Annotated in this window: 20 protein-coding genes and 1 tRNA gene; 9 read left to right on the top strand and 12 right to left on the bottom strand. The window is 68.3% G+C overall.

What is annotated here, in order from left to right:
• The first annotated feature begins 101 nt into the window (after window positions 1-101).
• On the top strand, window positions 102-989 hold the full coding sequence (gene mntE / locus V3W47_RS06060) for a manganese efflux transporter MntE (RefSeq protein ID WP_331824291.1): 888 nt from the start codon (window positions 102-104) through the stop codon (window positions 987-989).
• 99 nt (window positions 990-1088) lie between these two features.
• Here the strand turns inward: mntE and V3W47_RS06055 are convergent, their stop codons facing one another.
• From V3W47_RS06055 to V3W47_RS06030, 6 genes are all read right to left on the bottom strand, one after another.
• On the bottom strand, window positions 1089-1301 hold the full coding sequence (locus tag V3W47_RS06055; RefSeq protein WP_331824290.1) for a DUF1540 domain-containing protein: 213 nt from the start codon (window positions 1299-1301) through the stop codon (window positions 1089-1091).
• A gap of 125 nt (window positions 1302-1426) precedes the next feature.
• Window positions 1427-1960, bottom strand: coding sequence for a hypothetical protein (locus tag V3W47_RS06050; protein ID WP_331824289.1), 534 nt, complete (start codon window positions 1958-1960; stop codon window positions 1427-1429).
• Window positions 1961-2056: 96 nt separating this feature from the next.
• Window positions 2057-2593, bottom strand: a complete 537-nt coding sequence (locus tag V3W47_RS06045; RefSeq protein WP_331824288.1) for a hypothetical protein — start codon at window positions 2591-2593, stop codon at window positions 2057-2059.
• 60 nt (window positions 2594-2653) lie between these two features.
• Window positions 2654-3586, bottom strand: a complete 933-nt coding sequence (locus V3W47_RS06040) for a hypothetical protein (RefSeq protein WP_331824287.1) — start codon at window positions 3584-3586, stop codon at window positions 2654-2656.
• Between the two features lie 274 nt (window positions 3587-3860).
• The gene (gene typA, locus V3W47_RS06035) at window positions 3861-5642 is read right to left on the bottom strand and encodes a translational GTPase TypA (protein ID WP_331824286.1); all 1782 of its coding nucleotides are present in this window, start codon (window positions 5640-5642) and stop codon (window positions 3861-3863) included.
• Window positions 5643-5806: 164 nt separating this feature from the next.
• Complete coding sequence (locus V3W47_RS06030) at window positions 5807-6757, bottom strand: hypothetical protein (RefSeq protein ID WP_331824285.1); 951 nt, start codon at window positions 6755-6757, stop codon at window positions 5807-5809.
• A gap of 111 nt (window positions 6758-6868) precedes the next feature.
• Between V3W47_RS06030 and V3W47_RS06025 the strand changes: the two genes are divergently transcribed.
• Window positions 6869-8515, top strand: coding sequence for a methylmalonyl-CoA mutase family protein (locus V3W47_RS06025; RefSeq protein ID WP_331824284.1), 1647 nt, complete (start codon window positions 6869-6871; stop codon window positions 8513-8515).
• Window positions 8516-8631: 116 nt separating this feature from the next.
• On the opposite strand, the gene glgC is transcribed toward V3W47_RS06025, so the two are convergent.
• Entirely contained in the window at window positions 8632-9873 is a 1242-nt protein-coding gene (gene glgC, locus V3W47_RS06020; protein ID WP_331824283.1) for a glucose-1-phosphate adenylyltransferase, read from the bottom strand.
• 255 nt (window positions 9874-10128) lie between these two features.
• On the bottom strand, window positions 10129-11079 hold the full coding sequence (gene miaA / locus V3W47_RS06015; RefSeq protein WP_442877206.1) for a tRNA (adenosine(37)-N6)-dimethylallyltransferase MiaA: 951 nt from the start codon (window positions 11077-11079) through the stop codon (window positions 10129-10131).
• On the opposite strand from miaA, the gene V3W47_RS06010 reads away from it, so the two are divergent.
• The 3 genes from V3W47_RS06010 (at window position 11078) to V3W47_RS06000 (ending at window position 12553) form a co-directional block, all read left to right on the top strand.
• On the top strand, window positions 11078-11470 hold the full coding sequence (locus V3W47_RS06010; protein WP_331824281.1) for an Hsp20/alpha crystallin family protein: 393 nt from the start codon (window positions 11078-11080) through the stop codon (window positions 11468-11470). The genes miaA and V3W47_RS06010 overlap by 2 nt on opposite strands.
• 171 nt (window positions 11471-11641) lie before the next feature.
• Window positions 11642-12091 (top strand): hypothetical protein, encoded by a 450-nt coding sequence (locus tag V3W47_RS06005; protein WP_331824280.1) that lies wholly within the window; start codon window positions 11642-11644, stop codon window positions 12089-12091.
• A gap of 333 nt (window positions 12092-12424) precedes the next feature.
• A complete protein-coding gene (locus tag V3W47_RS06000) occupies window positions 12425-12553 on the top strand; it encodes a hypothetical protein (RefSeq protein ID WP_331824279.1) in 129 nt (42 codons plus the stop codon).
• Window positions 12554-12719: 166 nt separating this feature from the next.
• Here V3W47_RS06000 and V3W47_RS05995 read toward each other — a convergent pair.
• Together V3W47_RS05995 and V3W47_RS05990 are read right to left on the bottom strand one after the other, a co-directional pair.
• Window positions 12720-12794, bottom strand: a tRNA-Val gene (locus V3W47_RS05995).
• A 53-nt stretch (window positions 12795-12847) separates the two neighbouring features.
• A complete protein-coding gene (locus tag V3W47_RS05990; RefSeq protein ID WP_442877209.1) occupies window positions 12848-14257 on the bottom strand; it encodes an amidase family protein in 1410 nt (469 codons plus the stop codon).
• Window positions 14258-14386: 129 nt separating this feature from the next.
• Here V3W47_RS05990 and V3W47_RS05985 point away from each other — a divergent pair, with 129 nt between their 5' ends.
• The gene (locus tag V3W47_RS05985) at window positions 14387-15295 is read left to right on the top strand and encodes a prephenate dehydratase (RefSeq protein ID WP_331824277.1); all 909 of its coding nucleotides are present in this window, start codon (window positions 14387-14389) and stop codon (window positions 15293-15295) included.
• Between the two features lie 6 nt (window positions 15296-15301).
• Complete coding sequence (locus tag V3W47_RS05980; RefSeq protein ID WP_331824276.1) at window positions 15302-15946, top strand: hypothetical protein; 645 nt, start codon at window positions 15302-15304, stop codon at window positions 15944-15946.
• Here the strand turns inward: V3W47_RS05980 and V3W47_RS05975 are convergent, their stop codons facing one another.
• Window positions 15947-17119, bottom strand: coding sequence for an MFS transporter (locus V3W47_RS05975; protein WP_331824275.1), 1173 nt, complete (start codon window positions 17117-17119; stop codon window positions 15947-15949). It abuts the gene before it with no gap.
• Between the two features lie 569 nt (window positions 17120-17688).
• Between V3W47_RS05975 and metH the strand changes: the two genes are divergently transcribed.
• Window positions 17689-21471: a methionine synthase gene (gene metH / locus V3W47_RS05970; RefSeq protein WP_331824274.1), complete on the top strand. Its 3783-nt coding sequence runs from the start codon at window positions 17689-17691 to the stop codon at window positions 21469-21471.
• A complete protein-coding gene (locus tag V3W47_RS05965; RefSeq protein ID WP_331824273.1) occupies window positions 21468-22208 on the top strand; it encodes a methylenetetrahydrofolate reductase in 741 nt (246 codons plus the stop codon). The genes metH and V3W47_RS05965 overlap by 4 nt, the downstream gene beginning before the upstream one ends.
• Window positions 22209-22288: 80 nt before the next feature.
• On the opposite strand, the gene V3W47_RS05960 is transcribed toward V3W47_RS05965, so the two are convergent.
• The gene (locus tag V3W47_RS05960; RefSeq protein WP_331824272.1) at window positions 22289-23563 is read right to left on the bottom strand and encodes a DUF4139 domain-containing protein; all 1275 of its coding nucleotides are present in this window, start codon (window positions 23561-23563) and stop codon (window positions 22289-22291) included.
• Window positions 23564-23610: the final 47 nt, after the last annotated feature.

The raw sequence follows: 23610 nt of genomic DNA, 5'->3' as shown, positions 1-23610 counted from the left end.
GACGAACGCCCCCCCGTCCTTCCCCCGACTGGCGATTGGCGACCTCCTGTCCCCTTCCCGGTGCCAGGTTTCGCCGCGCCTAACCCTGTTAGCCTCACCCCATGAACCGCACGACGCGAATCGCGCTGGGGAGCGTGGTGGTGGCCGCCGTCGTGCTGGCTCTGAAGTTCCTCGCCTACGCCCTCACGGGCAGCGTGGCGCTGTACTCCGACGCGCTGGAGAGTGTGATCAACGTGGCCGCCGCCGTCGCCGCGCTCGTGGCGCTGAGTGTGGCGGCGCGGCCCGCCGACGCCAACCACCCCTACGGCCACACGAAGGCCGAGTATTTCAGCGCGGTGGCCGAGGGCGTCCTGATCGTCCTCGCCGCCGTCTCCATCCTGCTGGAGGCCGTGCCCGCCCTGCTGCGGCCCGAGGCAGTGGACGCACCCCTCCCCGGCCTGCTCGTCAACCTCGGCGCGAGCGTGCTCAACGGGCTGTGGGCGGGGGTGCTTCTGCGCGAGGGCCGTGCCCGGCGTTCCCCCGCCCTCCTCGCCGACGGGCGGCACGTCCTGAGCGATGTGGTGACGAGCGCGGGCGTCCTCGTCGGCGTGGTCCTCGCCGGAGTCACGGGCTGGGCGGTGCTGGACCCCCTGCTCGCCGTCCTCGTGGCGCTGAACATCCTGTGGAGTGGCTGGAGCCTGATGCGCGACTCCGTGGGCGGGCTGATGGACGCCGCCGCCGACCCCGCCACCACCGCCCGCTTACGCCAATTGATGAGCGAGCACGCGGAGGGGGCGCTGGAAATCCATGACGTGCGGACGAGACACGCGGGCCGCGTGACTTTCGTGGAGTTCCACCTCGTCGTCCCCGGCCAGATGACGGTGGAGGAGGCGCACCTGATCTGCGACCGCCTGGAGGACGCCATCAAGGCCGAGCTGGAGGGCGCGAACGTGACGATTCACGTGGAGCCGCAGGAGAAGGCGAAGCATCACGGAGTGCTGGTGCTGTGAGGGAGCGGCCAGCGGCCAGCTTCCAGCCGCCAGCAAAAGACAAGAGAAAGCGGGCCGGGGACTTGGATTCCCGGCCCGCTCACCTGTCCTCTTTCTACCTCAGCTCATGCCCTCGCTCATCGTCTGGGTGTCGCCCATCTGGTCTTCGGGGCTGAAGGTCATGCACTGGGCCATCTGCCCGCTGAAGCCCACTTCGATCTGGCCCGCCATGCACTGCTCGTTCTCGTTGTAGCGGCAGTTGGTGGCATCACACCGGCTCACGACGCTCTGCTGTCCACCGCCCTGCATTCCCATTCCAGACATGTCGTTCATAGTTCGTCCTCCTGCCCAAAGGATGCACCGGGGCGGGGAGGAGGAACGTAGCCCACCCCTCTAAATGAAGACTGGCACACAATCCTGACTGTTCCGGGTGGGATTCTTCTTCCCGTTCCAACTCTTCAGTTCAGGAGGCTGCCCCGGATACCCTGCGCGCACGCGACGCGGTGGGCGACGGCCTGGGCGTCCAGCGTGCCGTGTTCGCGCAGGCCGACGGCGACGACCTCCACCTCGGCCCACGAGCGGCGCAGCAGGGCGCGGGCGCGGGCCTCCAGCACGGCGAGTTGCGCGTCCAATACCTCCAGCTCCTCGGGGTCGCGCAGGGTGGAGGCGAGGAGGGCGCGGGCGTCACGCTCCGGGGTGCCCACCTCCGCCCCGTCCACGAAGTTCAGCAGCCGGGCCATCGCCGCCCGCGCCAGCGCGACGAGGGCAACCTCCTCCCGCAGCCCACGGTTCAGGGCGAGCGCCTGCGGGTCGGGGGCAAGCGCGTAGGTCACGCCCGGCGTTTCCCCCAGGGTCACTGCCGCCAGCCGCAGCGGCGCGCGGGGGTGCAGGTGGGCCAGCACCGCCTCCGCCGCCAGCAGCAGCGAGACGGCGCGGGGATCGTTGGAGACGGGGGCAGTCGCGGTATGGGGAGCAGGGAGGGGTCTGGTCATAATCCTGAGTCCGAGGGTCAGGTTAAGGGATGGTGACGGCTGAGGCAAGGACGGAAGTCAGACAGGGTGTGACCGGGTGGGGAACGAGGGGCGGGGTCAGGGGCAGGTGTCGCGGGCGTCAAACTGGAAGCCGGAGCGGAACTCTCGCCCGTCGAACCGCCTTTTAGAACAGACGAGCTTCCCAGCGGCGTTCATCCGGCTTGTCGTGACCACCCCGGCGAATCCGGTAAAAATGTCCATTCCGCCCCGCTCCACGGGCAGCACGCCGGACGCGGTGCGAAGGGGGATGCCGAGTGCGCGTTCCACGTTCCCACCCAGCTTCGACGCCTGCTCCCCCACTTGGGGATGGGCACCGCACCACACGAGCCGGGCCACCCCCCTCCTGATCTGATAGGCGCGGCCCTGATAGCCCTCCTGCACGTAGACACGATCCGCCCGTTCCACTGGGAAGGCGATCACGTCCGTCTTCACGTCCCAGTTGACCGGGCCACAGCGTTCCAACGTCTGTGGGTGTACCTCAGCGTGGCGGCGGATGGCGTCCAAACTGGCCTGCCGCTGCCCCACCAGCGAGGGCGAGGCGGACGCGAGGGCGAACCCAAGCACTCCCGTTGTCACAACACACTTGAACAGCATGGGGCAGGCTATCCACCCCGGCTGAACCTGTCCTGAAGGGCCAGCCTCTCCCTTCCTCCCCTACACGTCCAGGTCGCCGCGCGGCTTGCGGAACTTCTCCCGCAGGAACCGCTGGTGAGTCAGCAACTCCTGCCCGCCGGAGCGCAGGGCCGTGCCGAGGATGTCCTGCACGGCGTCGAGCAGGATGTCCAGTTGCTCCCGCAACAGGTCGCGGCCCGTCTTGCCGTCCTCCAGCGGCTGGGTGTTCGCCAGCGTGGGCGGGAGCTTGAGGTAGCCCTGCACGGCGGTCGGCGCGTACTCGTCGCGGATGGCGCGGGCGAGGTATGCCGTCTCGCCGCCCTCCTGCCCCACGGCCTTCAGGTGCGTCAGGGCCTCGCGGACCCGCAGGTCGAGCGCCGCCAGTTGCGCGCGGGCCTCCCCTGGCAGCCGCTCGTCACGCACGAAGGTGGCGAGGGGCGCGGGTTCTTGCAAGGGTGCCTGCTGGGTCTTCGCCTGAGTCGGGCGAGCGCCCACGGGTACCAGTTCGCGTTCCTTACCCTTGCCACCGAAGGTCCCGAGGGGCAGACCCTCCGCCGCCTCGGGCAGAGCGGTCACCGCGCCCGACTCCAGCGCCCCCGGTCGTCTGGTCCCCGCCGTGGCCTGAAATGCCGCCGTGAACAGCCAGATCATGCCCATCACCATCAGGGGGAAGATCAGCCAGCTCGCGCCCAGCGTCATGAAGAACAGGGCACCGACGAGGCCCACGAGCAGGCTCGGCCAGGACCGCCGCCACTTGTGGAAGGCCCGCGAGCCAAAGAAGCCCAACAGCATCCCCGACGCCGGGTGAACGATCCAGTCGGCCCCCAGCACCGCCAACAGCCCGACCAGCACGACACACACCGCCACGAGCCGCCACTCCCTCCCACGCGGCGAGAAGATCACCGAGGCGTAGAAGGCCAGCGCCAACCCCGCCAGCGGATGCACCACCCAGCTGAGTTCCCCTAACGCTTCCATCGCCGCTCTCCCCTCCCGAACCGTTGTGCGAGTGTGAAGTTGAACATGGTCCACGCTACGCCTTTGGGCGGGCCGGAGTTCCCCGACGGGGGGTGTGGTGTGGACAGGGGCCGGGTGGAGGTGGTGCCAGCAACCAGCAGACAGCGGCCAGCAAAGAAAAGAAGAGGAGGCCGAAGCACCCGGCTCCGACCCCTCTTACCGCTGACATGGAAACCTCCGGGGCGGCCCGGAGGTTCGTTCGCTTCTCGCTCCGCTCGGCCCTGACGGGCGGCGATTACTTCCTGAAGCTCGGGTTCAGCACCTTCTTCCGCAGTCGGATGCTCTGCGGCGTCAGCTCCACGAGTTCGTCGTCGGAGATGTACTCCAGCGCGTCTTCGAGGCTCAGGCGCTTGGGCGGCGTGAGGGTCAGGGCCTCGTCGGCTCCCGCCGAGCGCACGTTCGTCAGCTTCTTGTTCTTGCAGACGTTGACGTTCATGTCCTGCTCGCGGGCGTTCTCGCCGACGATCATGCCCACGTACACGTCCTGGCTGGGGTCGATGAAGAACGAGCCACGGTCCTGCAACTTGAAGATGGAGTAGGCGAAGGCCACGCCGTCCTCCATGCTGACGAGCGAGCCGTTCTGACGGGTCTTGAGGTCCCCGGCCCACGGCGCGTAGCCGTCGAAGATGTGGCTCATGATGCCCTCACCCTGGGTCATGGACAGGAACTGCGTGCGGAAGCCGAACAGCGCCCGCGAGGGAATCTTGAACTCCACCCGCACGCGGCTGCCCTGCGGCTCCATGTTCACCATCTGGCCCTTGCGCCCGCCCAGCACGCCGATCACGGTGCTGGAGTGGTACTCGGGCACGTCGATGACCAGGTGCTCGACCGGCTCGTGCTTCACGCCGTCGATCTCGCGCGTGATGACCTGCGGGGCACCGACCTGCACCTCGTAGCCCTCGCGGCGCATGGTCTCCAGCAGGATCGAGAGGTGCAGCTCGCCGCGCCCGGAGACCTTGAACTCGTCGGGGCGAATCTCCTCGACCTTGAGCGACACGTTGGTCATGACCTCGCGCTTGAGGCGGTCGTTGAGGTGGCGGGAGGTGACGTACTTGCCTTCCTTGCCCGCGAAGGGGGAGGTGTTAGGCTGGAAGACCATCGAGACGGTCGGCTCGTCCACCGTGATGATGGGCAGCGCCTCGGGGTCGGCGAGGTCGGCCACCGTCTCCCCGATCTGCGCGTCCTCGATGCCCGCCAGCGCCACGATGTCCCCGGCCCCCACCTCGTCCACCTCGATGCGGCGCAGGCCGAGGTGCGTGAAGGGCTGCACGACGCGCGTTTTCGTCATCGTGCCGTCCTTGTGCATGAGCTGGACGAACTCGCCCTTCCTGAGCTTGCCCCGCTGCACCCGTCCCAGCACGATGCGGCCCAGGTACTCGGAGTAGTCGAGGTTGGTCACGAGCATCTGGAAGGGGGCGTCCAGGTCCACCTTCGGGGCAGGAATCTCCTTGAGCACCATGTCGAACAGCTCGTGCATGTCGTCCTGCGGCTGGTCGAGGTCGCGGTACGCCTTGCCCTCACGCGCGACCGCGTACAGGATCGGGAAGTCGAGCTGGTCGTCGTTCGCGCCGAGTTCGGCCATCAGGTCGAAGGTGAGGTTGACGACCTCCTCGGGCCGCGCGTCCCCCCGGTCGATCTTGTTGACGACCACGATGGGCTTGAGGCCGAGTTCGATGGCCTTGCGGAGCACGAAGCGGGTCTGGGGCATCGGCCCCTCCGCCGCGTCCACGAGGACGAGCGCGCCGTCCACCATGCCGAGGACGCGCTCCACCTCACCGCCGAAGTCCGCGTGGCCGGGCGTGTCCACGATGTTGATCTTGACGCCCCCGTATTCCACCGCCGTGTTCTTGGCGAGGATGGTGATGCCGCGTTCCTTTTCGAGGTCGTTGGAGTCCATCGCCCGCTCGGCGATTTCCTCGCCGTGGCCGAGCTTCAAGGTCTGCTTGAGCATGCCGTCCACGAGCGTGGTCTTGCCGTGGTCGACGTGCGCGATGATGGCGATGTTGCGGTATTCCATTTCAGCTCCCTTGGTCGGAGCTGCTAGCTCTCAGCATTCAGCCTTTAGCTCTCAGCCCGTCTTGGCAAAAAAAAGCCCGCCTCACATCCTCTGTGGGCGGGACACCCAAACGTGGATTCTAGCAGATCGGGTGGGGAAAGGGTCAGGAAAAGGTCACGGTGGAGTCAGGCACCGGGCACCAGCGGCACCCACGTCCAGCCGCCCACGTCATGCCGTCCGGCGTTCAGGGCAGCCTGCCGCGCTCCCCAATTCTCCCCGTGGATAGTGCCCGAGAGGACGCGCCCGTCGTCGGGCAAGTGGCGGGCGAGCAGCGTCGAGAGGTGGGGGCCGAGGCCGTGGCCGCGTGCGTGTGGGGCAAGCAGCAACTCCTGAACCGAGTACGCGGGAAGGCCACGCTTGGCCTTGGCAAGTGCCCCGACGTAGCCGCTCCAACGGTTCCTCCAAATCACATCAAACAGGGTACCTGCATAAATCAACAGTTGCAGATGCTCCTCGTCCTCGATCTGGGCCTGCCCGACATGCTCAGGATGCTCGGCGTCCACAGCGGCGTAGGCAGCCACAGCATCGGCGTAGTGGGCGAGGTCGCGGGTGGGAATCAGGGTCAGATCGGCGGGCATCTCACGCCAACGCAATTCGGAGAGGGGAGCGGCGAGTACACGCATGTCGGGGCGGGCATTGGGCAACTCCGCCGTCCATCCGTCCAGCGCCTCCGCACTCCACATCCGCAGCCGTCCGGGTCGAAAGGCACCGTACAAGTCCAACCCGGCACGCAGCAGTGCCGGGAGGTCATCGAAAGTCAGAGGGCGCGAGGTCACGCTGGCATCCACGAAGGGCTTGTCCCGGTCCAGCCCCTCGAAGCGGATGGAGAGCATGGCGCTCAGGTTCAGTCCCACCTCCACCCAGCGGTTCAGAAACGCCTCTGGGGGTTGCCCCACGTTCAGAAACTCGGCCCGCTGCCCCGCCAGGTCGAGGTCGGTGGCGAGTTGCAGGTCGAAGGCGTGCTCTTCGGCCAGCAGCGCGAGGCGCGTCGTGTCATCCACCCAGGCGCGCGTGAGGGGATGCTGCACGGCGAGCGCAAAGGCGGCGAGTTCGGCAGGAGTCGGCAGGGTTGACATTCGCCCCAGGCTAGGACCTGTCTGGAGCGCAGGCATCGGCCATCTGGCCGGGCGACTCTGCTACGCTGTCAGGAACCTAACGAGCGTTCGTTCTCCTCCCGAGGTGCCCACATGAAGACCAAGAACGAGTGGATGAGGAGCGTCTATCTCCCCGCCGCGCAGAAGTTTCCCGAGCGCAAATACAACTTCAAGAACCTGTCCGACATGGACCCCGAGCCGATCTACACGGCGGACGACCTGGGGGACTGGGACGCCGAGCGCGACCTGGGCTACCCCGGCGAGTTTCCTTACACGCGTGGGGTGCAGCCCTCCGTCTATCGCGGCAAGCTGTGGACCATGCGGATGTTCGCGGGCTTCGGAAGCGCCGAGCAGACGAACGAACGCTTCCACGCGCTGCTGCGGGCCGGGCAGACGGGCTTATCGACCGCCTTCGACCTCCCGACGCTGATGGGCTACGACTCCGACCACCCCTTCAGCAAGGGTGAGGTCGGCAAGTGCGGCGTGGCGGTGAGCAGCCTCGCGGACATGGAAATCCTGTTCCGGGGCATCGACCCCGAGCAGGTCACGACCTCCATGACGATCAACTCGCCCGCCAACGCGATCTGGGCCATGTACATCGCCAACGCGCAAAAGCAGGGCAAGGACCTGTCGCGGATCGGCGGCACCATTCAGAACGACATCCTCAAGGAGTTCATCGCGCAGAAGGAGTTCATCTTCCCGCCCTCCCCCTCCGTGAAGCTCGTGATCGACACCTTCGAGTGGGGGCCGCACGTGGTGCCCAAGTTCAACTTCATCTCGGTGAGCGGCTACCACATCCGCGAGGCGGGGGCGACGGGCGTGCAGGAACTCGCCTTCACCCTGGCCGACGGCTTTCACTACGTCGAAAAGGCGCTGGAGCGGGGGCTGGACATCGACGAATTCGCGCCGCGCATCTCCTTTTTCTGGGACATCCACAACGATTTCTTCGAGGAAATTGCCAAGCTGCGCGCCGCCCGCCGTATCTGGGCGCGGCAGATGCAAGGCCGCTACGGGGCGAAGAATCCGAAGTCGTGGATGTTGCGGACGCACTCGCAGACCGCCGGGGTGTCGCTGCCCGCGCAGCAACCGCTGAACAACATCGCCCGCGTGGCGATTCAGGCCCTCGCCGCCGTGCTGGGGGGCACCCAGAGCCTCCACACCGACGCCTACGACGAGGCGCTGGCCCTGCCGACCGAGGAGGCCGCGACCATCGCCCTGCGGACGCAGCAGATCATCGCCTTTGAAACGGGCGTGGCGGGCGTCGTGGACCCCCTCGCGGGGAGCTACTACGTCGAGAAGCTGACGAACGACATCGAGGCCGCCGCCCTGGGCTACATCGAGCAGATTCGCGCGCTGGGCGGGGTGGAGGCCGGAATCGACCTCGGCTTCTTCCAACTGGAGATGGCCGAGGCCGCCTACCGCTATCAGCGCGAGGTGGAGACGAAGAACCGAATTGTCGTCGGCGTGAACGACTTCGTGCAGGACGCGGTGGAGGTGCCCATCCAGCTTATCGACCCGGAAGTGGAGCGGGTGCAGGAGGCCCGGCTCGCCCAGGTCCGCCGCGAGCGCGACCCGAAGCGGGCCGAGGCCGCCCTGGAGGCCCTGCGCGACGCCGCCGTGACGGGCGCGAACACCATGCCCGCCTTCCTGGAGTGCGCCCACGCCTACACGACGCTCGGCGAGCAGATGGATACCCTCAAGCGGGTGTATGGGGAGTATGTGGAGCCGGTGTTGGTGTAGCTGTCAGCCGTCAGCGGTCAGCTTTCAGCAAAAGAGGAAGGTGGGCCGCTCCAACCGAACTGGCCCACCTTCCCTCTTTTTGCTGACGGCTGAAAGCTGAGAGCTGACGGCTTCCCTCAGAACGTGTAGCTCTTCGGCACCACCGTCACGCCCAGCTCAGTCACCGTGAAACCGCGTGCCCGGTCCTCCTCGGGGTCGAGGCCGATGCGGGTGCCGGGGGGGATGGTCACGTCCTTGTCGACGATGACGCGCCGGAGGTGGGCGTGGCGTCCGACCTCCACGTTATCAAAGAGGACGGCGCTCTCGACGAGGGAGTGGGAGTGGGTGCGGACGGCGCGGCCCAGCACGGAGTCGCGGACCGTGCCGCCGCTGATGATGGTGCCGCCCGCCATGATGGAGTTGAAGGCCTGCCCCTTGCGCCCGTCGCTCTCGTGGACGAATTTGGCGGGGGGCGAGAACTCGCTGCTCGTCCGCAGGGGCCAGTCGGGGTTGTAGATGTCGAACTCGGGATTGACGCTCACGAGGTCCATGTTCGCCTCGTAGTAGGCGTCGAGCGTTCCCACGTCGCGCCAGTACAGGTTGGGGCTGGCCTGGCCGGGGATGGGGTTGCGGTGGAAGTCGTAGGCCATCACGTTGTAACCGTCCGACAGCGCGCGCGGGATCACGTCGCCACCGAAGTCGAAGCCCTCCTCGCCGCCGGACATGCTCGTCTCCAGCAACTCCTCCAGCGCCCGGCGCGAGAAGATGTAGTTGCCCATGCTCGTCAGGCTCATGTCCGGCTGGCCGGGGATGGGGGGCGGGTCCTTCGGCTTTTCCAGAAAATCGGTGACGCGGCTGCGCTCGTCCACATGCATGATGCCGAACTGGTGGGCCTGACTGCGCGGCATCGGGTAAGCGGCGATGGTGAGGTCGGCGCGCGTCTCGATGTGCTTCTGGAGCATGTGCTCCACGTTCATCTTGTAGATGTGGTCGCCGCTGAAGATGGCGACGTAATCGGCGTCGTAGTTGTCGATCAGGTGCATGTTCTGGTACACGGCGTCGGCGGTGCCCCGGTACCAGACTGGGCCGAGTTCTTCGAGCCGGTACATCTGCGCGGGCACGAGCGTGATGAAGTAGTCGCTGAGGAAGGTGCCGAAGCGCCAGCCGCGCTGGATGTGTTCGGTGAGGCTCTGCGCCTTGTACTGGGTGAGCACGTAGATGGAAAACATGCCCGAGTTCATGAAGTTGTTGATGGCGAAGTCGATGATGCGGTACTTGCTGCCGAAGGGGACGGCGGGCTTGGACCGCTTGACCGTCAGCGGCGAGAGGCGGGACCCCTGCCCGCCCGCGAGGATCATGCCGAGAACTCTGGGCTTCATGACGTTACCCCCCTGCGAGGACACCTGAAATGGTGGGCGACCGAACCGAAACCGGCCCGTGGACGACACACGCGGGGCAAAGACCGCGCTGGCAATGCTGCTCGGCTCCCAGTGTAAAGGGTCGGGCGGCCCACATTCGCCAGTCTGAGAGCAAGGGCCAACCGAGGGTGAAGGACTCGTGGAGGAGGAGCGGCCAGCCACCAGCTTCCAGCCGCCAGCGCAGGAAGAGCGCAAGCTCAAGCGTTCCCACCTTGCTCAAAGCTGCTGGCCCAGAAACGCCTCCAACTCCCCCGCCGTCTCCTCCAACGAGGTCGGCGCGGCCCCCAGTTGTGTCCTGATCCACGTGAGCTGCCGTTTGGCGTACTGGCGGGTGGCGAGGGTGATGGCGTGGGCGGCCTGTTCCGGTGTCAGGGTGCCCGTGTGGACGGCGAGCGCCTCGCGGTAGCCCAGCGCCTGCCACACGGTCGGGCGCGGCTCGCGGTCGGGGGATACCTGGGAGGCGAGCCACGCGGCCTCTTCCGGCCAACCGGCGGCGAGGGTGGCCTCCACGCGGGCACGGATGCGCGCCTCCAGCTCCGGCCACGGGCGGGAGAAGGCGAAGACGCGGTAGGTGTGGGCAGGTGTGCTCCGTCCGAACTCGCCGGGGAAACGGCCCGTGCGGCGGTACACCTCCAGCGCGCGGACCACCCGGCGCGGGTTGCGCTCCAGCCGGGCGGCCTCTGCGGGACTGACGGCCTCCACCTCGGCGAGCAGGGCGTCCAGACCACGGGCGGCGAGTTCGGTCTCCACCTCGGCGCGAACGGCGGGATCGGCGGGCGGCGTGAGGGGCAGGCCGCGCACGAGGGCGGAGAGGTAGAAGCCCGTTCCCCCCACGACGAGGGGCAGGCGACCCCGCGCCAGCACGTCCCCGATGGCCGCCTCCGCCTCGCGCACGTAGCGGGCCACGTCGTACTCCTCCCGCACATCCGCCACGTCGAGCAGGTGGTGGGGCACGGCGGCACGTTCGGCAGGGGTGGGCTTGGCCGTGCCGAGGTCCAGCCCCCGGTAGACGGTGAAGGCGTCCGCCACGACGATCTCCAGCGGCAGCCGGGCACCCAACGCCAGCGCGAGGGCCGTCTTCCCCGCTGCCGTGGGGGCCGTGAGGATGGGAATGGGGGTGCCGGTCACACGCGGGATTCTAGGGGCCGGTGCTACCGTGGGGGGCATGAACGAGCCGGTTCTCGCGCGCCTCCAGCAGCTCATGACCCTCCGGGAGGAGGTCGAGACGCTGGAGGGGGCCGTCCCCTGGACCCCGCCCGCCGACTGGGTGGACGGCGACACCCACCTCACCCTGCTGCTGGACGTGCCCGGCGTGGACGCGGACGGCCTCGAACTCCACGAGGACGGCGACACCGTGACCGTGGCGGGCCGCCGGGACGCGCCGCACTCCACCCTTCAGGCCGAGCGCCCGAGCGGGACCTTCACCCGCACCCTCCGCTTCCCGCAACACGTCGTGCCCCAGAGCGGCGAGGCCAGCCTGAACGCCGGGGTCCTGAGCGTGCGCTTCGAGAAACGCCACCCGACCATCGACGTGAACGTGGTGGCGGAGCGGGAGTAGGTGAATCGGCGGTCGCACCCCTCGCGGTACGTCACCACAGCCAGCGCCGCCGGGGTCGCCCCGTGGCGAGGACTGGGCTGGCGGTGGGGAAACTGGGGGGGAAAGCCGCCAGTTCGTCCTTCAGCGGTCAATGTGGTAAGCCGGGGGTGCGGGTCATACCCCACTCGGAAATTGCTCACCCCGCCCGGCGGCACGCGGACGATGGGCGTGCTGGCGTCCCTGGAGGAGACCTGTATGAAGAGGATGTTGCTCCTGTCCGCCCTGACCCTCGCCGCCTGCGCGCCCACGGTGCAGCAGGCCCCGACCTCCTCGACCTCCACCGCCCAACGCTCGTACCGCTCCACGTGTCCCATCGTCTTCGCGTCCCTGAACGCGGTGGCGGTGCGGACCCGGCCCGCCGACCTGCTGGGTGGCGGCTGGCCCGCCCTCACCCTGCGCGAGCGCGCCCAGAACCGAGCCGTGTTCGTCAGCCAGCGGGGCGGCGCGCAGGTTGTCGTGACGGGCACCTGCACCGAGACGACGGAAGGCGTGACGCTCACTCTGACCAGCACCGGCCAGCGCGAGTCGGCCCTGGCCGCGCTCCATCAGGCGCTGCTGAGCGGCATTGACGCTCCCCGGTAGCCCCCTCACCCCACCACCGCCTGCTCAGGAGGCTTCACGAAGAAACTGCTCGCCCTGGCCGCCCCAGTCACCACGATTTCCACCGACTTCTTCCACCCCTCCGTCACGACCATCGAGGACCGCTGCAAGAAGGCTCAGGTGACGGCGGGGGCACCACCGTCCTCTTCGACGACGGCGAGGGCGGCGTGAAGGTGGAGCTTCAGAGTGTCGCCGCGAGCGCTTACGTCGTCTGCGCGGGCCGGACGGGAAGGAGCTGGGCCGCCTCACCCCCACCAGCACGAGCGTGGTCGAGTACGGCTACTGGAAGCAAAACTGCCGGTTGAACCGTTGTACATGGGAAGGAACGTCTACCGCTTCCTCCCGGAGGCTCCCTTCAATGCCGCGCTGCTCGCCGGGTCGAAGGTGCGGGTGCTGGCGAGCTTCGGGCAGGGGGTTCAACAGTTCGACTTACAGGTCAGGTGAGGTGATCTCCCACCTCAAGGTCCGCAGCGTCAAGATCGGAGTAGTCCACGCCGGTCGGTCGTGACCGAGGGGCGCGTTTCTCGGGAGTGGCGAAGACGAAGCTCAGAACGCCGTCGGCCTCAAATTCTCCAAAACGTGAAAACCCCGCACCAGGCGGAGTTCTCATTGGTGGGCGGTGAGGGATTCGAACCCCCGACCCGTCGCGTGTAAAGCGAAAGCTCTACCGCTGAGCTAACCGCCCCACCTGCTGTCACGGCCCATCCATGCTAGTCGGGGGGAGGCGGGGGGTCAAGATCAAGCCGAGGGATCGGGCGGGAACTGCACGCCACCCAGCCGGACGTTCAAATCGGCGGCGAGGGAGAGCAGGCGTCCGTCGCTCCCGGCAGGGCCGGTCAGGAGGACGCCGGTCGGGGCACCCCCCTCAAGGCCGGTGGGGACGGTGACGCTGGGATAGCCCGCCTTCGCGCCCACCGCGTAGCCGTGCAGGCCGGGCCACAGCAGCGCGTCGAGACCCCCGGCGAAGAGCGGATCGAGGCCGCGTGTGCGTGACAGGTCGAGGTCGCGGGCGCGGGCCTCCCGGTACGCCCGCTCGCCGAGGTCGCCGCGCGTGCCCTGTGAGGCGTAGAGGAGCGTCTGCCCGTACCGCTGGAGCCGTTCGGGGTCGGCGTCGTTCGCCTCGATGACCTCCGCGAGGCTGCGAGGGCCGTCGCGTACCCCGGCGAGGTAGGCATTGAGGTCGTGCCTGAACTCGTACACGAGGACCTCCAGCCTCCAGCCGCTCCGCTCATCGGCGGCGGGGAGCGTCACGTCGTGCAGGGTCGCTCCCCCGTCGCGCAGGGCGGCCTCGGCGCGGGCGAGGGAGGCGCGCTCGGCGTCGGTCACAGGACTGCCGGGCGGGTCGCGCAGCACGCCGATCTCGGCCCCCGTCAGCGAGCCGGGCCGCAGGGTGAGGTTCGGCACGGGCAGGCGGCGGCTCGCCGGGTCGGCGTCGTCGGGTCCGGCCATGACGGAGAGGAGCAGCGCCGCGTCGCGGGCGGAGCGGGTGATCGGCCCGGCAGTGTCCTGACTGTGGGAGATAGGCACGACGCCCGTGCGTGGGATCAGGCCCACCGTGGGCTTGAGGCCGATGACGCCGTTCTGTTGCGCGGGGCTGAGGATGCTCCCGCTCGTCTCCGTCCCGACGGCGGCCACGCACAGCCGCGCGGCGACGGCCACGCCGCTCCCGCTGGACGACCCGCCCGTGTCCAGCCCCTCGCCCCAGGGGTTGACCGTCTGCCCGCCCGCCCCGGAGTAGCCATTCGGCATTCCCAGCGTCATGAAGTTGGCCCACTCCGTCAGGTTGGCCTTGCCGAGGAGGACGGCCCCCGCCGCGCGCAGCCGGGCGACGAGGGGGGCGTCACCTTCCGGCACATGCCGCGTCATGAGCAGGCTTCCGGCGGTGGTGGGCAACCCCGCCACGTCGATGTTGTCCTTGATGAGGAGGGGCAGGCCGTGGAGCGGGCCGCGCCGCTCGGGGGGCAGGGCGTCGAGGCGGACGGCATCGGCCTCCGCCCCCTCGTTCACGGTGATGACGGCACGCAGCCGCCCGTTGTGCGCCCGCAGGCGGCTCAGGTACGCGCGGGTGGCCTCCAGCGCGGTCAGGTCGCCCCGGCGCGTGGCCCCGCTCAGCGAGGCGGCGTCGAGGTCCAGCACGGGGTCGGGCATGAGGGCAGGCACCCCGGAAGTGTAATTCAGAGGGGAAGGTGTGCGGGAGGCGGTGCGCGTGGAGGGTCAGCAGGGCCGGGTCAGGCAGCGGCGGGAAGAGGAACGTCCGCTTGCGCTAGCCTGCCCCGCATGAACGGGCAGCCGGGCGGTCAGGCAGGAACGCAGACGCGGGAGCAAGGGGCCGGGGCGGGACCACACCTCACGGTCGCCTTTCAGGGAAATCCGGGGGCGTACGGGGAAATCGCGGCGCTGAACGCCCTGGCGAGTGCGGGCGTCCCCCACTCCGGCGTGACCACGCGTGGCTATCCCACCTTCCACGAGGTCGCGCGGGCGGTCGAGAGCGGTGAGGCCGACTACGGCACCCTGCCCGTCGAGAACAGCCTGATGGGGGCCATTCACCAGGCCATCGACCTCCTGAGCGAGACCGAACTCCACGTCATCGGCGAGGTCGTCGTGCGGGTGAGCCACTGCCTGATGGCGCTGCCCGGCGTGCGGCTGGAGGACGTGCGGCGCGTGTACAGCCAGCAGCCCGCCCTCGATCAATGCACGGCGCTCATCCGCAAACATGGCCTGCAACCCATGACCTCGCACGACACGGCGGGGAGCGCGAAGGACCTCGCCGCGCGGGGCCACCGGGACGAGGCGGTGATCGCCTCCGCCCGCGCCGCCGAGCTGTACGGGCTGGAAATTCTGGCCCGCGAGATCGAGGACGAGCCGTTCAATTTCACCCGCTTCATGCTCCTCGCCCGCCACGAGCCGGAGCCGTCCGACGTGCCGCACAAGACCAGCCTCGTCTTCGCCGTGCGCCACACCCCCGGTTTCCTCGTCGAGACGCTGAACGAGTTGCGCGGCCTGAACCTCTCGCGCATCGAGTCGCGCCCCCGCCGCGACCGCGCGTGGAGCTACCTGATGTACGTGGACATCGAGGGCAACGCGAGAGACGCGCAGGTGGCCCAGGCCCTCGCCGGGGTGTTGAGGAAGGCGAGCTACGCGAAGATCATCGGGAGCTATCCGAGGGCAATGGAGACGGTGGGGTGAGAGCTATTGGCGACGACGTTTGACGTTTACCCAGGAGACGACTACATTCCTTCCTTTTTGGAATTGAAGACGCTAACCGAACTCAAACTCCAACGATATTTGCGGCAGCATGGCATCAAGGCAAAGCTGGAAATCTCTGTCAGATTGAATCTGATAGACAACTCCTCTACCCAGAGGGTGAACTTAAATAGCCCTGCCTGGTGGGAGGAGAATCAATATGCCTGGTTCACGCTGGAGGGTATTGCGGGCGGCACGGGTGCCTACCTTCTGTCTCTCGATGAGGAGTTTCGGCAAAGCTTGAGTTCGGATTGGACATCGGATCATCCCGGACTTCAACCAACGCCAGAACTAGCTCAGGTCTACACTACAGCCCGCTCGTTGGGACGGAGCTGGTATTTCCGTCGTTCGGCGGGACAACCTGCTGAAATCAATATCGCTTACGGGTTTCTGGCCTCAGCATTGGCAGAGCTAACAAACGGAGTCGTCTACTCGGATGATAGTGCATGGGATTTTGCACGTTTCCCGGCACTGCCACACGATTTCGATACTTGGTATATGAACCCTGAAGCAGCTCTGAGGAGCGATTACGCCAAGTGGGCATCTGACTGCTTGACGAGCCTTGCCGAGAAGTATCGCTCGAGCGAGCAATAATTACCTCCGCCCCCGCACCCCCACCACCAACGCCAGCGGCCCCGCCAGCAGCAGCCACATCGCCGCCTCTATCCCGAACCGCTCCGCGACCAGCCCCAGCAGGGGCAGCACGGCCCCGCCCGCCAGCCCCGCCACGCTGCCCAGCGCCATGACCGTGCCGCTGCGCTCCGGCAGGCTGCCGTAGAGCCGTGCCTGTAAAACCGCGTACCACCCGGCGGTGAGCAGCCCCAGCACCCCCAGCAGGACGAGTTTGACGGGGACGGAGGGCACGAGCAGGAAGGCCGGGAAGACGAGCGCCGCCACCCCCGCGCTCCACCGCACGTACCACGCGCCCGGCACCCGCTCCAGCAGCGGCACCACGAGCGCGTCGCCCACCAGCCCCACCCCGGTCAGCACGGCGACGGCGAGGCTCGCCACCGCCGGACTCGCGCCCACCGCGTCCACGAAGTAGAGGGCGAGGAAGCCGCGAAACACGTCCAGCAGCAGGTTGGAGCATTCCAGTAAGGTGAGCGAGGCCCGCACCTCCCCGCGCCGGAGGGCGGCCCACGCTTCTCCCAGTGACGTGCGCCAGTCCAGCCCCTCGTCGGCCCGTCCCCCGGCCAGCACCTCGCGCGACCGCCACGCGAGAGCCAGCGCCCCCACGGTTAGGGCGGCGAGGAGCGCGAAGACGGGCCGCCAGCCCAACCCCAGCGTCACGGCGAGGCCGATCAGGAGGGGGCCGACCACGTTGCCCACCGACCCGGCGAGGGTCCAGCGGGCCATGTTGTTCTCCCGACGCGACGGCTCGGCGTCCATCAGGGCGGCCTGTGTGAGACTGACGAAGGCTCCCGACGCCGGGTAGAACAGCACCGACGCGGCGAGCAGGGACCAGAAGTTGCCCGCCACGGCATACAGCGCGAGCGAGACGGCGAAGGCCACCCCTCCGCCCAGCACTACGGCACGCCGCCGCCCCGCGTCCGCGAGCAGCCCGAAGACGGGTTCGATGACGTTGGCGAGGAGCGCGGGCACGCCCAGCAGCAGCCCGACCTCCGTGTACGAGAGCGCGAGGTCTTGCCGCAGGAGCGGCCATGCAGCGCCCGTCACCCCGTCCACGAGTTCGTCCAGCAGTTCGATGGTCAGCGCGGCGGTCAGGAAGGCGAGCGGGAGACGCGTGAGATGAAGACGGTTGGACACAGGAGCTTTCCCCTTTCACGAGAGCGGCGGCGATGAGCGGCTCGTCGTGAGAGGGTGGAGGGAGACCTGTGGGGGCCGTTCGTCGGCGAGGGGATCACCAGGGGGGGAACGCCATAGGGCAGTGTAGGTCGGAACTGGACGGGTGGGAGGGGGTGACGCGGCGGGCGACCCCTCAGTCAGCTTCGCTGACAGCTCCCCTCAAGGGGAGCCTGTACGGTTCTGCCTCCCTTCAAGGGGAGGTGCCCCGCAGGGGCGGAAGGGTTGCCCGCCGCTTCCCCTTGTCTGCCCTTTCCCACCTTCTCCCCGCCCCGGCCCGCGCTATCCTTCAGAAGTCGTGCCGCAGAGCACGGCCATCCAGAGCGCCCGAGGGCTTTTCCCGCCCGCCGACGGTGCGGCAACCGGCCCCCATCACGGCCACGGTGCCCCACGGGAAAGCTCCCGCTTTAGGCGGCCAACGATGGCGCGGCGGGAGGCGATGGCCCGGAAGGCGGCGCAGGGAAGCGCATTCTAGATTTCACGGGCGGCCAGGGCAGGAGAGGGCGGCCCGTATTTTTCGTCGGGGTGATTTGATGACGGCAGACACGCGGGACATTCGCGCAGACGCGCGGGAACGGATTCTGGTGCTCGACGGGGCGTGGGGCACCATGCTCCAGCGGGCGGGGCTGACCGAGGGCGACTTCCGCTGGGACGGCTCGGACCCCCTGCGGATGTACCGGGGCAACTTCGACCTGCTGCAACTCACCCGGCCCGACGTGATCAAAGGCGTCCACCGCGCGTACTTCGGGGCGGGCGCGGACATCGCCTCCACGAATACCTTTAACTCGACCGTGATCTCACAGGCCGACTACGGCACCGAACACCTCGCCCGCGCGATGAACGAGGCGGGCGCGAGGCTGGCCCGCGAGGTCGCCGACGAATTCACGGCCCGCGACGGTCGCCCCCGCTGGGTCGCCGGGTCGGTCGGTCCCACGAACCGCACGGCTACCCTCTCCCCCGACGTGGAGCGGCCCGAGTTCCGCAACATCACCTTTGACGATCTGGTCGCGGCGTACACCGAGCAGGTCGAGGGACTGATCGCGGGCGGGGCCGATCTCCTCCTGATCGAGACCGTGTTCGACACCCTGAACGCGAAGGCGGCCCTTTTCGCGTGTGAGGAGGTATTTGCTCAGACCGGCAAGACGCTGCCCATCATGCTGTCGGGGACGATCACCGACGCCTCGGGACGGACGCTGAGCGGGCAGACGCCGGAAGCGTTCGCGGTCAGCACGGAGCACGCGAACCTCTTCAGCCTCGGCCTGAACTGCGCGCTGGGTGCGGACCTGCTGCGGCCCCATCTACGGGCCATCGCCGCGAACACGGAGGCGTTGGTGTCCGTCCACCCCAACGCGGGCCTGCCCAACGCCTTCGGGGAGTACGACGAGACGCCCGAGCACACGGCGGCGGTCCTGGCCGACTTCGCCCGCGAGGGGCTGGTCAACATCGTGGGCGGCTGCTGCGGCACGACGCCCGAACATATCCGCGCCATCGTGGACGCCGTTTCTGGTCTTCCTCCCCGAACTGCGCCCAAGCTCCCGCCCTACCTGCGCCTCAGCGGCCTGGAAGCCTTCGCCGTCACGCCGGAGACGAACTTCGTGAACGTGGGCGAGCGGACGAACGTGACGGGCAGCCCGAAGTTCAGCAAGGCGATTCTCGCGGGCGACTACGACGCTGGATTAAAGATCGCGCGCCAGCAGGTCACGAACGGCGCGCAGATCGTGGACGTGAACTTCGACGAGGGGATGCTCGACGGCGAGGCGGCGATGGTGCGGTTCGTCAACCTCCTCGCGGGTGAGCCGGACATTTCCCGCGTGCCGCTGATGCTCGACTCCTCGCGCTGGGAGGTGCTGGAGGCGGGCCTCAAGCGGGTGCAAGGTAAAGCGGTCGTGAACTCGATCTCCCTCAAGGACGGGGAGGCGAAGTTTCTGGAGCGGGCACGACTCCTGCGCCGCTACGGGGCCGCCGCCGTCGTCATGGCCTTCGACGAGGGGGGACAGGCGGACAGTCTGGAGCGCCGCATCGAGATCACGTCCCGCGCGTACAGGTTGCTGACCGAGGGGGCGGGATTCCCCCCACAGGACATCATCTTCGACCCCAACGTGCTGACCGTGGCGACGGGACTGGAGGAGCACGACCGCTACGCGCTGGACTTCATCGAGGCGACGCGCTGGATCAAGGCGAATCTGCCGGGCGCTCTGGTTTCGGGCGGAATCAGCAACGTGTCCTTCTCCTTCCGTGGGAACAACCACGTCCGCGAGGCGATGCACGCCGTCTTCCTGTACCACGCGATTCGGGCGGGCCTGGACATGGGTATCGTCAACGCGGGGATGCTCGCCGTGTACGACGACATCGACCCGGAGTTGCGGGGGGCGGTGGAGGACGTAATTCTGGCGCGCAGGCCGGACGCGACCGAGCGACTGATCCAGCTCGCGGAAGGCTACAAGGGCGTGAAGCGGGAGGCGAGCGCCCAGAGCGCGTGGCGTGAGCTTCCGGTCGCCGAACGGTTGAAACACGCGCTCGTTCAGGGCATCACCGATTACGTCACGGAGGACGCGGAGGAGGCCTACCAACTCCTCGGCTCCCCCCTCGCCGTCATCGAGGGGCCGCTGATGGACGGCATGAACGTCGTCGGCGACCTCTTCGGGGCCGGGAAGATGTTCCTGCCGCAGGTGGTCAAGTCCGCCCGCGTGATGAAACGCGCCGTCGCCCACCTCACGCCGTATCTGGAGGCCGAACAGATCGGCAGCAGCGGCAAGGGCAAGGTCCTCCTCGCCACCGTGAAGGGCGACGTTCACGACATCGGCAAGAACATCGTGGGTGTGGTGCTCGCCTGCAACGGCTATCAGGTGACGGACCTCGGCGTGATGGTGCCGACCGAGAAGATTCTGGACACCGCGCGGGAAATGGGGGCGGACGTGATCGGTCTCTCCGGCCTGATCACCCCCAGCCTCGACGAGATGGTGAGCGTAGCGCGCGAGATGACGCGGCGCGGGCTGAAGACCCCCCTCCTGATCGGCGGGGCCACGACCAGCCGCGCCCACACGGCGGTCAAGATCGACCCGGCCTACAACGGCACGGTCGTCCACGTCCTCGATGCCAGCCGGGCAGTCGGCGTGGTGAACGATCTGCTCTCCGACGAGGAGGCCGTGCAGGAACGGACCCGCACCGAGTATGAGGCGTTGAGGGAGCGGCACGGCGGTCGGCAGGTGCGGCTGATTTCATTGAACGAGGCCCGCGAGCGTGCCCCCCGCCTCTCCCCCGCCGCCGTCCCCGCACCGCACGTCCTGGGCCGCACGGTCATCGAGCAGCCCATCACCGAACTCCTCAGTTACATCGACTGGACGCCCTTTTTCATCGCGTGGGAGATGAAGGGGATTTACCCGAACATCCTCACCGACCCGCTGCGGGGGGCCGAGGCCCGGAAGTTGTTCGACGACGCGCAGGCACTTCTAAAGCGAGTGACGGACGAGGGCCTGATGACGGCGCGCGGTGTGATCGGCCTGTGGCCCGCGCACCGGGAGGGGGACGACCTCGTGGTGGAGGCGGGGGCGGTGGAGGCGGTGGAAGCGGACACCCTGGACCATCAAACGCACGAGCTGGCGGCGGGGCGCGCACCGTTGCCCCCCGTGGCCCGCCTGCACACCCTCCGGCAGCAGCGCGAGCAGACGACGCCGAATACCGCGCTGGCCGACTTCGTGGCGCTGCGGGGAGACCACCTCGGTGCCTTCGCCGTCGCCATCCACGGGGCGGAGGAGTTGAGCCGCGAGTTCGAGAGGCAGCACGACGACTACATGAGCATCCTGACCAAAGCCGTGGCGGATAGGCTGGCCGAAGCCTTCGCCGAGAAGTTGCACCGCGACGTAAGAACGCACTACTGGGGCTACGCGCAGGGGGAGACGTTGAACAACGACGACCTCATCAAGGAGCGGTACGCGGGCATCCGCCCCGCCCCCGGCTACCCCGCCCAGCCCGACCACACCGAGAAGCGGACCCTGTTCGAGTTGCTGAAGGCGGAAGAGATCGGCCTCTCGCTCACGGAGTCCTGCGCCATGCTCCCCGCCGCCGCCGTCTCCGGCCTGTACTTCGCCCACCCCGAGGCCCGCTACTTCGCCGTGGGCCGCATCGGGCGCGATCAGGTGGAGGACTACGCGGCGCGCAAGGGCTGGACGGTGGAGGAGGCGGAGCGGTGGCTGGGGCCGATGCTGGCGTATGACCCGGCGGGGTTGAGGAGTCGGGAAGTCGAGGAGTCGAGAGGACATCCCCCTCGACCCCATGACTCCTTGACCCCTCGACCCACCGCCGGAGGCGGGCAGTGACCCGCGTCTCCGTCGAACTCGTCCCCCGTTCTCGCTCCGGCCTGCGCGCCGAGTTGGAAACGGTGGCGGCGCACCTCCCCGGCGTGGACACCGTGAACATCCCCGACCTGACGCGGTATTCGACCCGCTCGTGGCAGGGGTGCGCGCTGGCGAGACCGCGCTACCGGGCGATTCCGCACCTGCGGTCGGTGGACCTCAACCCGCGTGAGCCGCTGGCGATGGCGGAGAGTCTGGACGCGGCGGGCATCGACGAGGTACTCATCGTGACGGGCGACGCCCCCGCCGACATGAGCGCGAAGGTCTACAACGTGGACGCGGTGACGGCCATTCGGCGCTTCCAGCGTGAGTTGCCCCACATCCGGGTCTACGCGGGCCTCGATCCCTACCGCCAGAGCTTCGCCCGTGAGCGCGACTATCTGGAGCGCAAGCTGGACGCGGGGGCGGTCGGCTTTTTCACCCAGCCCTTCTTCGACCTGCGTCTGATGGACGCCTACGCCGACCTGATCCCGGAAGGTGCCGAGATGTGGTGGGGCGCGACCACGGTGCTGACCGAGGCGACCCTGAACTACTGGCGGGCGCGCAACCACGCCGTCTTTCCCCGCACGTTCGCGCCGACGCTGGAGTGGAATCGAGAGTTCGCGGAGAAGACGTTGGAGTTCGCCCGTGAACGGGGGCACCACGCCTACTTCATGCCGGTGAAGGCGGATGTGCGGGAGTATCTGGAGGGGATTGTGTAGAGGGGTGAGGGGTGAGGGAAAAGGACAGGCACCGGCTGAGGCCATGCTCCTCCTAACTCCTAACTCCTGACCCCCTGCCCCTAGCTGTTGTCCACCACCAGCGTGAAGCTGCGCGTCGCCTTTCCCTTCGTGGGCAGGTCCACGCGCAGTTCGGCGGTGGGATTCTGGCCCCTGGCCGCGCCGTCGATGTTCACGCGGCGACCGCCGACGCGCTCCGTGACCTCGGCACGAACGGCCCGGTCCTTGCCGTTTTCCAGCGTGTAGGTCACGCGGTAGGTCGTGCGGACGGGGTTGCCCTGCGCGTTCCTCGCGTTCACGGTCGCCGTCACCGTGCGGCTGTAGCGCACGTCGGGGTCGTCGCCGAGGGTGAATTCGATCTGCGCCCCCTGCGCCGTCTCGGGGATGGTCGTCTGCCCGGCGATGCGCCCGTCCTCGCGCACGGTGAGGGAACCGCCCGGCAGCCGCGCGTCGGCCCGCAGGCGGTAGAAGCGGCTCAGCGTGCCCGAGGTGTTCTGCGGCGTGAAGGAGGTGTTCAGCCCCGCGTACCGCTCGAAGACGGTGAGCTTCGGCGTCAGGAAGGGCAGCGTCACCGTCGCGTTGGCGGGCAGGGTGAAGGGGGCCGAGAGGGCGTAGCGGTACAGCCCGCGCAACTCGCCGAGAGAGTTGATCTTGGGGGCCGGGGAGGCAGCGTCGGCGGCTGCCGCCTCGCTTCGGAGGGCGAAGGGCGGCGGCACCGGCCCACCCTGAATCTCCACATCCCCGGCGTACAGCTCGGTCGTCCCCACCTCGTAGGCGAGGTCCGTGCCGTTGCGGATGTCAGCCAAAGCCGCGAGTTGCGCGCCCGCGTCGCCCGCCCGCAGGGTGTAGCGCGGAGACCACGTGACCGCGCGGGTGAGGTAGGACAGGGTGCCCGCGCCCGCCCCCGGCAGCGTGAAGGTGAGGGTCTGCGTGGGGTTGAGCGGATTGAGCGGCGGTGCCACGTCGAAGCTCAGTTCCTCGTACCGGGCGTTGAGATACCGGCCCTGTCCGTCCCGCACGAGCAGATCACGGGCACGAATCAGGGTGACGGGTTGCGCCGCTCCCTCTCCCCGCCGCAGGTAGACGGTCTTGCCCTCTAATGTGGCGAGCCAGTTCGCCTCCTGCCGCTGCACGGCGCTGGTGAAGTTCAGGCCGTCGAGGTCGAGGGTGCCGGGAATCAGCCCAGCGAAGGCCGCTTCGGGCAGCGAGACCGTCAGGGTGGTGCCGGTCGCCCGCACGGGTTCGCGCACCTCCGTGAAGCTGGGGTAGATGCGGAGGTCCGCCGCCGAGGCCAGACCGAGCGAAAGGGCGAACGCTGCCGGAAGAGCTTTGTGCATAGGAGCAGCTTGACCGCCGGGGGCTGACGAAGGGTGAGAGGGAGAGC

This window comes from Deinococcus sp. YIM 134068 (genome assembly GCF_036543075.1).
GTDB classification, from domain to species: domain Bacteria; phylum Deinococcota; class Deinococci; order Deinococcales; family Deinococcaceae; genus Deinococcus; species Deinococcus lichenicola.
This window is presented reverse-complemented; position numbering and strand designations above follow the sequence as displayed.